18 protein-coding genes are annotated in these 12,163 nt (G+C 72.1%); 16 read left to right on the forward strand and 2 right to left on the reverse strand.

The window, feature by feature from the left end:
• Positions 1–9: 9 nt before the first annotated feature.
• From ACZ4QV_RS34795 to ACZ4QV_RS34830, 8 genes are all read left to right on the forward strand, one after another.
• Positions 10–423 (forward strand): conjugal transfer protein TraB, encoded by a 414-nt coding sequence (locus tag ACZ4QV_RS34795; protein ID WP_467763913.1) that lies wholly within the window; start codon positions 10–12, stop codon positions 421–423.
• Positions 424–497: 74 nt separating this feature from the next.
• Positions 498–2,600, forward strand: coding sequence for a P-loop NTPase family protein (locus tag ACZ4QV_RS34800; protein WP_467763914.1), 2,103 nt, complete (start codon positions 498–500; stop codon positions 2,598–2,600).
• A gap of 75 nt (positions 2,601–2,675) precedes the next feature.
• Positions 2,676–2,864 (forward strand): hypothetical protein, encoded by a 189-nt coding sequence (locus ACZ4QV_RS34805; protein ID WP_467763915.1) that lies wholly within the window; start codon positions 2,676–2,678, stop codon positions 2,862–2,864.
• A gap of 62 nt (positions 2,865–2,926) precedes the next feature.
• Entirely contained in the window at positions 2,927–3,499 is a 573-nt protein-coding gene (locus ACZ4QV_RS34810; RefSeq protein WP_467763916.1) for a DUF6197 family protein, read from the forward strand.
• A gap of 119 nt (positions 3,500–3,618) precedes the next feature.
• The gene (locus tag ACZ4QV_RS34815) at positions 3,619–3,843 is read left to right on the forward strand and encodes a hypothetical protein (protein ID WP_467763917.1); all 225 of its coding nucleotides are present in this window, start codon (positions 3,619–3,621) and stop codon (positions 3,841–3,843) included.
• 329 nt (positions 3,844–4,172) lie between these two features.
• On the forward strand, positions 4,173–4,571 hold the full coding sequence (locus tag ACZ4QV_RS34820) for a RapZ C-terminal domain-containing protein (protein WP_467763918.1): 399 nt from the start codon (positions 4,173–4,175) through the stop codon (positions 4,569–4,571).
• 152 nt (positions 4,572–4,723) lie between these two features.
• Positions 4,724–5,308 (forward strand): DUF6919 domain-containing protein, encoded by a 585-nt coding sequence (locus ACZ4QV_RS34825; RefSeq protein ID WP_467763919.1) that lies wholly within the window; start codon positions 4,724–4,726, stop codon positions 5,306–5,308.
• Positions 5,309–5,753: 445 nt separating this feature from the next.
• A complete protein-coding gene (locus ACZ4QV_RS34830) occupies positions 5,754–5,924 on the forward strand; it encodes a hypothetical protein (protein WP_467763920.1) in 171 nt (56 codons plus the stop codon).
• Between the two features lie 147 nt (positions 5,925–6,071).
• Here ACZ4QV_RS34830 and ACZ4QV_RS34835 read toward each other — a convergent pair whose 3' ends face one another.
• Entirely contained in the window at positions 6,072–6,428 is a 357-nt protein-coding gene (locus ACZ4QV_RS34835) for a hypothetical protein (protein WP_467763921.1), read from the reverse strand.
• 33 nt (positions 6,429–6,461) lie between these two features.
• Entirely contained in the window at positions 6,462–6,983 is a 522-nt protein-coding gene (locus ACZ4QV_RS34840; protein ID WP_467763922.1) for a hypothetical protein, read from the reverse strand.
• A gap of 962 nt (positions 6,984–7,945) precedes the next feature.
• Here ACZ4QV_RS34840 and ACZ4QV_RS34845 point away from each other — a divergent pair.
• From ACZ4QV_RS34845 to ACZ4QV_RS34880, 8 genes are all read left to right on the forward strand, one after another.
• Positions 7,946–8,455 (forward strand): hypothetical protein, encoded by a 510-nt coding sequence (locus tag ACZ4QV_RS34845; RefSeq protein ID WP_467763923.1) that lies wholly within the window; start codon positions 7,946–7,948, stop codon positions 8,453–8,455.
• The gene (locus ACZ4QV_RS34850; RefSeq protein WP_467763924.1) at positions 8,452–8,802 is read left to right on the forward strand and encodes a hypothetical protein; all 351 of its coding nucleotides are present in this window, start codon (positions 8,452–8,454) and stop codon (positions 8,800–8,802) included. Before ACZ4QV_RS34845 ends, ACZ4QV_RS34850 begins: the two co-directional genes overlap by 4 nt.
• Entirely contained in the window at positions 8,799–9,761 is a 963-nt protein-coding gene (locus ACZ4QV_RS34855; RefSeq protein WP_467763925.1) for an AAA family ATPase, read from the forward strand. Before ACZ4QV_RS34850 ends, ACZ4QV_RS34855 begins: the two co-directional genes overlap by 4 nt.
• On the forward strand, positions 9,758–9,958 hold the full coding sequence (locus ACZ4QV_RS34860; protein WP_467763926.1) for a hypothetical protein: 201 nt from the start codon (positions 9,758–9,760) through the stop codon (positions 9,956–9,958). The genes ACZ4QV_RS34855 and ACZ4QV_RS34860 overlap by 4 nt, the downstream gene beginning before the upstream one ends.
• A gap of 170 nt (positions 9,959–10,128) precedes the next feature.
• Positions 10,129–10,962: a hypothetical protein gene (locus ACZ4QV_RS34865; protein ID WP_467763927.1), complete on the forward strand. Its 834-nt coding sequence runs from the start codon at positions 10,129–10,131 to the stop codon at positions 10,960–10,962.
• Positions 10,963–11,066: 104 nt separating this feature from the next.
• Positions 11,067–11,585, forward strand: coding sequence for a hypothetical protein (locus tag ACZ4QV_RS34870; protein ID WP_467763928.1), 519 nt, complete (start codon positions 11,067–11,069; stop codon positions 11,583–11,585).
• Entirely contained in the window at positions 11,582–11,923 is a 342-nt protein-coding gene (locus ACZ4QV_RS34875; RefSeq protein WP_361614984.1) for a hypothetical protein, read from the forward strand. Before ACZ4QV_RS34870 ends, ACZ4QV_RS34875 begins: the two co-directional genes overlap by 4 nt.
• Positions 11,920–12,141 carry an AAA family ATPase gene (locus ACZ4QV_RS34880; protein ID WP_467763929.1) on the forward strand — a complete coding sequence of 74 codons (222 nt, stop codon included), beginning with the start codon at positions 11,920–11,922 and terminating at the stop codon, positions 12,139–12,141. Before ACZ4QV_RS34875 ends, ACZ4QV_RS34880 begins: the two co-directional genes overlap by 4 nt.
• Positions 12,142–12,163: the final 22 nt, after the last annotated feature.

Raw genomic sequence — 12,163 nt, forward strand, 5'->3', positions numbered from 1 at the left:
AAACTGCTGATGAGCGAGATCGAACCCCGCCGGGCCGGCGCGGCCGCGCCGGCGGACGGCGACAACCGGTACAAGTCCGTCCAGCGCAAGCTCAAGACCCTCGCCCAGGCGATGGACTCCGCCGAGGTGGAACTCGGCGGCCTGCTGCGCAGCATGCGCACCAACGCCACCCGCACCGAGCAGCTCGCCGGGGGCATCGCCCATGCCGAACTCGACAGGAAGTTCGTCGAGCTGACCAACCAGGTGGCCGTGGCCCTGGGCGGCGCTGCCGTCGAGGTCCGCACGCTGCACGAGACGGCGCAGGAGGTCTCCGGCCTGGCCTACGACGCGCGGCACACGCACGCGCGGCTGTACGAGGGCCTGGACACCATCCGCTCCTCGCGTCGCGAGCGCACCCCCAAGCCGGGCTTCTTCGCCCACTGACCCTCCCACCCAGCGTCGGGCGGCCCGCCAGCCCGGCGGGCCGCCCAACGCGTTCGCCGTTTGAAGGAGAAGCCGTGTCCGTGCCGCGCAGCGTCGCACTGGAGCGCACCCTGTACGCCCTGGCCGCCCCAGCCCTCGCCGCGGCCCCCAACCTGGCCCCCGACAGCCCCGTCAACACCGTCGTACAGCTGGCCGGCGCCGCCGGCGTCGCCGGCTGGGTCCTGGCCGCCAAGAGCGACCAGCCCGGCACCGGACGCAAGATCCTGCGCTGGTCCCCGCCCGTGCTCGCCGCCGCCGTCGACGTCGCCGCCCGGAACACCCCCGGCTGGGGCCCGTGGTACCTCGATGCCCTGCTGGCCGCCTCCTGGGCCGCAGCCGGCTGGCTGGTGATGCCGTTCGCCCGGCACGCCCGCCGCCGCCACCGGCCCGCCCTCGCCACCCCCGCCCCGCAGCTGCAGCCTGCCCCCGCGCTGCCGGCGCAGCAGCCGGACGACGGCATCGACGCCTTCACCCGCGAGGTGCGCCGGCTGTGGGAGAGCCGCGGCCTGCCCGGCCGCACCCTGGTGGTCAAAGCCACCCCGCACCCGGGGACGCCGCACGACCTGTCGCTGCTGCTGCGCGCCTGCGAGCCGGGCCGGCCCATCACCGGCCTGCGCGACGAGGACGTCGCCGCCGCGTTCGCGGTCGACGCCGGCGATGTGCACATCAAGGACGTGGCCCGGCAGTACGGACGCGAGGGCGGCCCCGGCTGGCGCGAAGTGCACGTCACCCCCGATGCGGCCGAGCGGCGCCGCACGGCCCCCACCACCGGCGAGTGGTGGACCGGGCGGATCGGCGCCGCCGGCGGCCCGGTGCCCGGCTCACAGTTCGTCAAGAAGGTCCGCGACCAGCAGCGCAAGGTCACCCACTACATCGCCCGGGTCCCCGACGAACTGGGCGAGCCGCGCGTCAACCTGCATGCCCTGGCGGCCGCGCTGAAGACCAAGTACGACGAGGGCCGTATTTTCGTCACCGTCGACGGTGACCAGGTCCTGGTCTCGCTGTGGGACACCAGCCCGCTCGCACAGGTCTTCCCCGCAACGAGGGAGCTGCTGACCCCGGACGCCAACGGCCGCTGGGTGACCGGCTACCTCGGCAACGGCCAGCCCGCCCGCAACCGCGTCTACACCGACCGGGGCGCCGCCCACGGCCTGTTCGTTGCCCCCTCCGGCGGCGGCAAGACCCAGCTGATGGGCCTGCACATCGCGGCCGACGCCCTGTTCGGGGCCGTGGTCATGCTGGCCACCGAAGCCCCGGACGAGAAGACCGCCGCGCTGGGCCAGCACGCCGCCCGCTACGGTGTCGGCGCCCTCTACATGGTCCGGCTGCTGCGCGTCCTGGAGGCGCTGATGGACATCCGCGGCGAGATGCCGTGGGAGGACGGATACGTCCACGACTGGGATCCGAACCGGCCGGGCTGCCCCTACCGGATGCTGTCCGCGTACCTGGACGAGTTCCTCTCCGCCGCCCGCAACGGCGACTACGGCGTAGAGATCATGGACCTCGCGGAGCTGGTGTCGGTCAAGGGCCGCAAGTACGGCGTCGGCCTCAAGGTCGCCGGACAGTCCGTCTACGTGCAGGACGGCTTCACCCAGCTGCTGTGCGAGAACCTGCGCGACAACTGCATCCCGGTCGTGCTGAAGGTGGCGCCGAAGAAGGTCGCCGACATGTTCAAGGCGCTCGGCGTCCCGCCCGAGTCCATCCCCGATCCCCTGCCCCGCTCCTTCTCCCCGGCCGAGGAGGGCCGGATCGAGCGGGTCATGCGCGGCGAGCCCGAGCCGCCCGCCGACTCCAACACCGGCGGCGCCGGCTGGATCATCGAGGTCAAGCAGCCCGAGGTGCTGCGCACCCTGTACATGGACTTCAAGGCCGGCATCGACGGCTACTTCCCCGACACCGTCGCCACGCTGACCGCTCACGAGATCCGTGAACTCGAGGCGCGGGGGCTGTGGTTCGACTGGACCGAGCCGCCCCGGCCCGGCGAGTTCGGGCCTGAGCCCAGCGACGACGAAGACGCTGACGACGATGCGCCCACGGGCGGCAAGCGCCGCGGCGGCGGGCAGTCCGCTGCGCGCCGCGACGCGGTCACCTCACCCCGCCAGGCGCTGGAGGCCATCAAGCACCTCTCCGGCGTCTGACCCGCCTCCTACCCGCCCTGCAGGGCCCGGCCACCCGGCCGGGCCCTGCCCGTACCTGAAAAGGACACACCGCCCGTGGCTGTTTCGATCTCCGCCGTCGTCCTGCTCGGCATCATCGTCTTCGTCATGATCCGCAGCGGCTGGATCCGCCTGTGGCCCGCCCTGGCCTGCGCCGGGTTCGGATTCTTCCTCGCCTCCACCGGCGCCGCCCCCGTCATCCGGGACGCGCTCGGCGCCGTCGCCGGCTGGGTCGCCAGCATCTGAGCCCGCCGCCGGCGCCGAAGGCCGCCACACGTACCCGTACCTTCGACGCCGCAGGAGCTCCGATGCCCCCCACCAGCCCCGCCACCCGCCGGCGCGACCCGACCGCCCCCGCCGCCCCGGCGCCCGCGCCGGTGACGCACCTCTCCCTCGAAGAACGCCTGACCCTCATCGACGCCGCGATGACCGTCCGGCTGGACACCGCGGCCGTCGCCTACGAGGTCAACACCGCCCACCTCACCACCGAACCCGTCGACCTGGCCGACGTCGTCACCGGACCCACTGAGCCCGCCGGCCCGGCCGGCTCCAGGGACCGGCCGCTGCCCGAGCTGTATCCCACACCGGTCGCCGCCCTGCTCCAGCGCGCCCACCACCGCCTGCTCACCGACGGCTGGTGCACCGGCACCCTCGTCGACACCGACGGCGCCCGCTGCCTGTACGGTGCCGTCCACGCCGAAGCCGGCGGCAGCCAGCGCCTGGAATCCGACGCCATGGACATCCTCCTGGAGGCCGTCCGCCGCCAGTTCGGCGACGACGTCGAGTCCGTGCCCGCGTTCAACGACGCCTTCGGCGGCCCGCGCGTCCCGCTGCGGCTGCTCGGCCAGGCCGCGATCCTCGCCGACGCCCGCGGCCTGTAACCGCTCCGGGCCCCTTGCCTCGTGCCCGTACCCGCATGCCCGGAACCGGGCACGGGACAAGCCACCCGGCCAACATCCGCCACACCCGTTCACCACTCCAGTGAAGGAGCAACTGCACCATGGCCAACGGCAAACCGCTGAACGGTCAGAGCATGCTCTGGATCGGCACCTACTACGGACGCCACAACGGCACCCCGGTCACCGCCACTCGCGGCGACCTAGGCTTCGCCCAAGCGCGGTTCCCGACGCGCCAGGGTCTGTGCCCCGGCCGCGTCGGGCCCGGACACGGGCGGCCGCCCGTGTCCGGCGTCTTCAGGCCCTGCTCATCCGAAGAGCTTCGATGACCTCCCGCGTCCGCTTCAACCTTGGGCATTTCGGCGATGTGCCGAAGGTGCTCACCGCCGCCCGCTATGACGCCCGGGCTGGTCGAAGCCTCCGATCCACTCGATGAGGCCCCATCCCACCGACAGGCATCCCACCCAGATCGATGCGACCGCTATCGAATCGCCCCACGGATCACCGGATGCCCACCGCCGGTATGCCACCAGCGCCAGCCAGCAGATGACCGCCACGGCCGCTGCACACGCCCACCGCCGAGACTTCATGCCTGCCGTGTACCCGGCACTGGGACGGTTGGCCGCCCTTCGCCCATTGAGGTCAGGAGGAAGCCAGCATGCGTCATCCACTCAGCACCGTGGTGATCACGTCGTATGGCACTGGCCACCACGATGCCCCGCAGGACATCCGGCCGGTCACGGTCGATGCCTCGGCTCTGCCCCTGCCGGATGCCGTATCCCGGGCAGGCCCGCAGCGCGGCGGCCGCGACCCGGCCGTCCGCGCCTCCATCACCCGCAGTGCCGCAGGCCGTCTTGTCGTCGGCCAGGCGCTGGAGCGGATCCGCCAGCGCATCGGCCCCGGCGGGCACATCGCCGTCCACGTCTGCAGCCCGTACGGCCGGTACCGCTCGGTCGCCGTCGCCGAGGAAGTCGCCGACCGGCTGCGCTCGGCCGGCGTCCCGGTCCAGGTCGTCCACCGCCACCTCGGACGACCGGACCCGCCCGCGGCCTGCTGACTGCGCCCGCTTGCCGCCCTGCCCGGACTGTCCGTCCCGGCAGGGCGGTGCCATACCTGCCCGCGGCGCCCGGCGCCGCACGGGCCGGACAGCCCGCCCGTGCCCTGACCCCTTCGACTGGGAGTACCCCGATGCGAATCCAATTGCCGTGGATGAGCCGCGCCGACCGCGCCCGCTGGCGCTCCGCCCGCACCCTGGCCGACCTCGGTCGGCTCACCGCCGACTGGTGGGAGGGCTCCGTGCGCAGCCTTCCCGGCCACCGGGAGGGCCACCGCCCCCGCCCCAGCCTGGCCGCGCAGGTGCCGGTGCTCGCCGCCGCCAACCGCGCCGGGTTCCTCGTGGCGGCCGCGCAGACCGGCGTCGACACCGCCCGGCTGCGGCGAAAGACGGCCGTGCAGGGCTTCGTCACGGACCCGGACCTCGTACGGCGCCTGGTCGGCGCCGCGGAGACCGCCGGCCTCGGCCTGGTCCTGCACGACTGGTACGACGCCTTCTACGCCGAGCACACCGGCGGCATCACGGTCACACGCACCCTGCACGGCACCGGCGTCTTCGGTCAGGTCCTCGCGGTCGAAGACATCAAAGCCCTGTGGCCGCGGCTGCCCGACGCCGTGGACGCCCTCACACCCGCCCTGCAGATCACCCTGGCGGACCCGGACTTTGGGCCCAGCGACCTGGTGTGGGACACGCTCGCCGAGGTGACCCGCAGCGCGAACGAGCTGCGGCTGCGCGGCTGACGGCCCCCTGTGCGGTCCCGGCCTTTCAGGGCCGGGACGGTGCAGAGGACCGGACAACCCGGCCTGCACCACCGCCGTCAGACAAGGACCTGCCGCGTATGTCGCACGCGTACCGCAACGCCGCCGTCTTCGCCGCCCTGCTCGGCCTGACCCGCGCCGCCAGCACGGTCGGCGACTTCTGGGTACAGGACGATTACTGCGCCCGCGTCAAGGGCGCCTCCGACGACCACCCCGTCACCTACGTGGACCCGCGCACCCAGGACAAGAGCGTCCACGGCACGGCCGACGGCCGCCGGGCCTGCCTGCACCACTGCCTGACCTACACCGCCACCCAGGCGATCGTCGTCGGTGTCGGGGCCCGTGTCCTGGGCATCCGGGTCCACCCGGGCGCCGCCGCCGCGGCCCTGGCGGTTCCGGCGTCACCCACTACCTCGCCGACCGCCGGGTGCCGGGCCAGGGCGTCCTGGAAAGGCTCGCCGCCAAGACCGGCAACACCATGCTCTTCGAGCTGGCCGACGCGGGTATCAACGGTGCCTTCCACCTCGACAGTTCCTGGCATCACGGCTGGGAAACCCTGGCCGCGCTCGTCGCCACCTGCCAGGCCACCAGCCGGTGACCCGCACCGCCCTGGACCGCGTCCGTGCCTCCGCCGGCATCGCGTCCTCGCCCTGCAGCAGATCGAGGACGAACCCGGCGGCGGCAGAAGCCCTCGGGGGCGATCATGCCGGTCCCCGAGGGCTGTCTCACAGTGCTAGCGCACCCTTCAGTCACTGCCGAGGTGTTTGATCTTCTCGAACGGGTAGAGCCCTACGGTCACTACGGCTATGCCGTAGAGCGCGAAGGCTGCCAGCCCCCAGGTGGGGATCGACTCGCCGCCGCCGCTCAGGATCACGCTGCCGATCGGCACGAGAGGTGCCACGCTGAGCAGCGCCGCGCCAGTGCACCAGAATGCCAGCAGGTGATTGGCCCTTTTCCTGAGTGCGGGGTCGGACATCACGGCGGCCGGGACGTTGTATCCGATGGACCTCCTGCAAGCGTCGCCCCGATATCCGACGCGGGCGGCCAAGAGGTTGACCATGCTCAGTACGCAGAAGCAGCCAAAGATGATCTTGTAGGCCATGGGTACCTCTGCGTCTCCTCGCGTCGGGGGGCTCTAGCGGACGTACTTGATGATGAAGGCGATGACCATGTTGACGGCCTTGTTCTTCACCCAGTTCGGCAGCACTTTCCAGGCCCAGCCCCCGATCTCGCCGCCGAGGCATCCGATGATGGCGTTTTGCACGTAGGTCTTCTTGCCGGAGGCCTTGCCGGCTGCGATGTCGCTGAGCACCGTCGTAGGGATGCTTCCCAAAGCGCCCTTCGCGCACCATGCCGCGGCGGCGATGGCGGCTGCGGCTATGGGGAACACCCGGGTCTGCGGGCCGGCGGACTGCTCGCTCATGGCCTTCGAGATCTCGGCGAGGGCCTCGGCGCCCATCCCGTCTTCGATGAACTTCCGCTGCTCAACCGTAAGAGCGGGCACCCCCGGGGCATCCGCGGCCGCCCGGCCGGCGGACGGGACGCCGGCGTCGAGACCGGCGGCCATGGCGGTGGGCCCCATGGTGGCGAGAAGCGCCCCGCTGGTGACGGCGGCGAGGCAGGCCATCGATATACGGAACGTTGCGGTAGTGCGCATTGACTCTCCTGTTGTTGGAGGACTATCCAGCGTCAGGTGTGAAGCCGGGAGCGGCAGCCCTTCGAAGGCGACAGGGGGCGCAGCTGCAATGCCGACAACGGCCCCCTCATGCGCCAGGTGACGAGTGTCGGAAAAGCTGCGATGTCAGCTTTCCTGATGAGTAATCACATTTTTAGGGGTGTTTGTCCCCGTGGAGTTCCGCTGAAAGTCCTGACCGTTCAGGACCTCTGCCCTGTTTGTGTCGTCAGGCAAGGGGTAGCCGGGGGCAACGGAGCACTTCGCCCCGGGGCTGGTGCCAGTTCCCGCCGGGTTGGTGTCGTGCCAGTCGGAAGTGCCTCCACCGTGAGGCCGCAGGCCACGGGGCCGATCAGCGCTGGTGAACAGCACCGCACTGGCTGCCTTCGTGGCGCTCGGTGACACGAACGGGCAGCCGTACGACCACGAGCGGTTTTGCGTCCCGTGCGTCTTCGGCCGCGGCCGAAGACGACGGAGTCCGTCAAGGAACAGCCGCCCACCAGCTGCGGTCAGGGCTCTCGTTTCACCGTCCAGCCCTTCGACCGGCGCTGACGCCGTACGGATGCGAACCGCCGTGCTGGCCGCGTCCGCCGTCCGCCACGGTTGCCGCCGTCCACACGGCCGACCACTGGCAGCTGTACGCCGACCGGCACCGCCCCGAGCTGACGCCCCGCCCCCGCCGCTCCTGCACCGACTGCCGGGGAGCGGGCGGCTGGTGAACCGGCGGCCCGTTCCCGGAGATGGAGGCATGCGGCTGCCGGCCCGACCGGCGTGAGCTGCGCCTGCGGCTCCTGCCGTCCCGGCCTGGCACGAGCCGCCGTTCTGAGCACCGCCGCCCCGGCCGGAGACCGGCCGGGGGCGAAGGCGCCACGGGGCGTCCGCAGCATCGGCCAGAGGCCGGACACCCCGCACCCCACCCTGAATCCGAGATGAGGAGCACAGCCCGCATGACGCATCGCCCCGCCACCTTCGCCGCCCTGCTCGGACTCACCCGCGCCGGGAGCGCGATCGGAGACTTCTGGGTGCAGTCGGACTTCTGCGCCCGCGTGAAGGGCGCCTCCGACGACTACCCGGTCACCTACGTCGATCCGGCCACCGAGGAGAAGACAACCCACGGCACGGCCGACGGCCGTAAGGCGTGCCTGAAGCACTGCCTGACCTACACGGCCACGCAGGCCATCGTCGCCGGGGCCGGCGCTCGCGCGCTCGGCATCAAGATCCGCCCAGCCGCCGCCGCGGCCGCGCTCGCCATCTCCTTCGGCACCCACTACGCCGCGGACCGCCGCGTCCCGGGCAAGGGCCTGCTGGAGAAGATCGCCACCAAGACCGGCAAGGGCGGCTTCTACAAGCTCGCCGACTTCGGCATGAACGGCGCCTTCCACCTCGACTCCGCCTGGCACCACGGCTGGGAGACCGTCGCAGCCGTGGTCGCCACCACCAAGGCCACCACCCGGTGACCGGCCGCACCCGCACCCGCCTTGACCGGGTGCGCGCCTCCGTCGGCATCGCCCAGCTCGCCCTCCAGCAGATCGAGGACGACCTGAGCGCCGACGACATCGACGGCCCCGAGCTCGCCGCGATCCTGCGCGAGCTCCAGGAGGACGTCGACGTTCCCGGCGGCCTCTTCCCCGCCCTCGCGCAGATGGTCACCGCCGCCGCACGCCGGGCGGAGCAGATCGAGCCCGACCGCGACGGCGACGCCTCCTGCCCCCTGCACGAAGCCGCTGCCCTGCTCACCGACAACGCCGGGCAGCGCCTGAACTGGGCTGCCCGCGCACTCCACCCGCAAGGAGATCTCGCATGACCGAGCTGATCTGCTACCCGCCGATGCCCGAGCACAGCCTTGTGGTCCTCATCGGTGCGTCCGGCGCCGGGAAGTCCACGCTCGCGCGCACCTGGCCCACTTCGCAGGTCCTGTCCCTGGACGCGCTGCGGGAGGTCGTCAGCGACGATGCGGGCGACCAGGACGCGACCGGCGACGCGGTCGCCGCCCTGCACCTGCTCCTGGAGGCGAGGATGCGCCGCCGGCTGTTCACGGTCGTCGACGCGACCAACGTCACGGCCGCCGCCAGGAAGCCGCTGGTCGCCGCCGCCAAGCGTTACGACATGCTCCCCATCGCGGTCGTGTTCACCACGCCCGGCAGCATCTGCATCGAGCGGCAGGGCCCGAGGCCGGCCAACCGCGCGGTGCCCGAAGAGGTGGTCGCCCGGCAGCACGACGACATGTGCGCTTCACGCCGCACCCTGAAGTCCGAGGGCTTCCCCGAGATCGTCTACTCCGACAGCATCTGCCGGCTCGTGCCGTACCTGGAGCACCTGAGCGAGAGGCGGCAGGCCGACCTCGGACTGGATAGTGGCGCCGGCCTCAGTGACCTGAACCTCGTCTCCCGGGTGTTCGGCGAGGACATCCTGCCGCTGTGGCAGTGGAAGCCGGGCTCGAATCTCGCCGACGCCGACCGCGTCGCGGAGATCCGCCTCGGTCAGCAGTACCTCACCCTCGCCCTGCGTACCGACGTGGACGGCGAGGGCGACATCGGGTTCGACGTGATGGTGCGGTGTCCGCACGACGACGCATGCACCGGCCACGCCTGGGTGCCCGCCTACAGCGTCACCTGCCTGTTCCGTGCGCTCAACGGCGACCTGGACGACGACGAGGACATCGTCTGCACCGTCCACGGCCCGAACACCGACGAGGACCAGGAGGACGACCCCGAGGGCCGCGCCGACCTGGAAGCGCAGTACGCGGACGCGGTCCGCGAGTGAGCCGCGCCGCCGACGGTCCGCACCCGCACCCGCTCACCCCGGCCGAACTCCCGGCCGGGGATGAGTGGGCCCACGGCTGCCCTGACTGTCACCTCCTGATCCAGGGCGGAAGCGCCGGCCTCGCCGCGCACCGCCGCACCGTCCACACCAGCTCCGGTGACCTCCGTCACCGGATCACCATCGACCTGCCGTTCTGACGGGCCATACCGGCGTGAGCGGATTGGCCCGAGCCGATCGAGTGCTCCGGCAACCACCCTCGCCCTGCCACCGCCGCCAGTGGCTCACCAGTGCCTGGGGCGGCCGCAGGCCACCACACCCGGCCGCCCCGGAGCACCCTCTTCCTCTTGCAAGAAGGAGTTGCATCACCATGCCTGCCCCGCGTGCCGTACGGCAGCATCCTCGCCTGCTCGACGACACCTTCCTGCCCGCCAGTGCGGGCACCGCCGTCGACGCCAGCAGCCCATTGCCGACGGAACCGGTCGAAGTCGCCTTCGTACCGGCAGAACCGGACGGCGTCGCGAAAGACCCTGGAACGGGCTGGCTCCAGCCCACGGGCCTGGTCGTCCACACCGGCTGGCACGCCCCGTACCCGGACCGCACCCGCCCGTACTGCCAGGGCCGTGCCGTCGAGGGGGCGCAGTCCTGGCACATCTCCACCCCCGATGGCCGCGAGGTGGCCGCGTTCGCCTACTTCACCCGCGACCGGGCCGAGGAAGCCGTGGCCGCCATCGCCGCCGCTCTGCCGCAGGGCGCCTGGCCCCGGAAGACGGCTGATGACGACGGCCTGTACGAGCTGGCCTTCGACGCCTCCACCGGGCCGGAGATGCTGCCGCGCACCGATGGAGGCGGCCGGTCCGGCTGGGGCTTCGCCACGGACCCGGACCTCGTCCGGCGCCTGGTCGGCGCTGCGGAAAACGCCGGCCTCGGGGTGGTCCTGCACGACTGGTACGACGCTTTCTACGCCGAGCACACCGGCGGCATCACCGTCACCCGCACCCTGCACGGCGCCGGCGTCTTCGGCCAGGCCCTCGGGCTGGAGGACATCAAGGCCCTGTGGCCGCGGCTGCCCCACGCTGTGGACGCCGTCGTGCCCGCTTTGCAGATCACCCTGGCCGACCCGGACTTCGGCTCCAGCGACCTGCTGTGGCACACGCTCGCCGACGCGACCCGCAGCGCGACCGAGCGGTGGCCGCGCGGCTGACGGCCCCCTGTGCCGCCCCGGCTCCCGCCTTTCGGGGGCCGGGACGGTGCGGAGGACCGGACAGCCCGGCCTGCACCACCCGTCGGACAAGGAGTCCCGTTCGTATGTCGCAGGCGTACCGCAACGCCGCCGTTTTCGCTGCCCTGCTCGGACTGACCCGCGCCGCCAGCAAGATCGGCGATTTCTGGGTGCAGAACGATTTCTGCGCCCGCGTCAAGGGCGCCTCCGACGACTACCCCGTCACCTACCAGGATCCGCACACCCGGGAGAAGACCGTCCACGGCGCGGCCGACGGCCGCCGGGCCTGCCTGCACCACGTCCTGACCTACACCGCCACCCAGGCGCTCGTCGCCGGACTGGGGGCCCGCGTCCTGGGCATCCGAGTCCACCCGGGCGCGGCCGCCGCCGCGCTGGCGGTCTCCGGCGTCACCCACTACCTCGCCGACCGCCGCGTGCCGGGCCGGGGTGTGCTGGAAAAGCTCGCCGCCAAGACCGGCAACACCCGCTTCTACGAGCTGGCCGACGCGGGCCTCAACGGCGCTTTCCACCTCGACAGTTCCTGGCATCACGGCTGGGAAACCGTCGCTGCCCTCATCGCCGCCACCCAGGCCACCAGCCGGTGACCCGCAGCGCCCTGGACCGCGTCCGCGCCTCCGTCGGCATCGCCGCCCTTGCCCTGCAGCAGATCGAGGACGAGCTCAGCGCCGGCACCCTCGACGCCCGGCAGCTCGCGGACCTCCTGCGCGAACTTCACCACGAAGCCCACCCGCACGACGGCGTCTTCGGTTTCCTCGCGCAGCTGCTCACCGCCGCCGCGCACGCCGCCGAACGGATCGGGCCGGGCCGGGGCGGTGACGCCTGCGGCCCGCTGCACGAAGCCGCCGCCCACCTCACCGACACCGCTGCCATGCGTATCCACCGGGCCACCCGCGCCCTGGACCCTGAAGGAGAACGGTCATGAAGCGCACGCTGGGCCTCATGCAGCCGCTCGATACGACCATCCCCGACCCGGCGCTCATCGTCCTGATCGGCGCGGCGGGCAGCGGCAAGAGCACCTGGGCGAGCACCTGGCCCGCCACGCAGGTCCTGGAGCTCGACGCCTTCCGGGCGATGGTCTCGGACTGCTTCTCTGTCAAGTTCAGCGTGTTGAAGACGACTGTGGACGTGGAGCCGCGTTGACAGACTCCGAGCAGCAGTAAGG

The organism is Streptomyces sp. NPDC026394 (assembly GCF_055567735.1).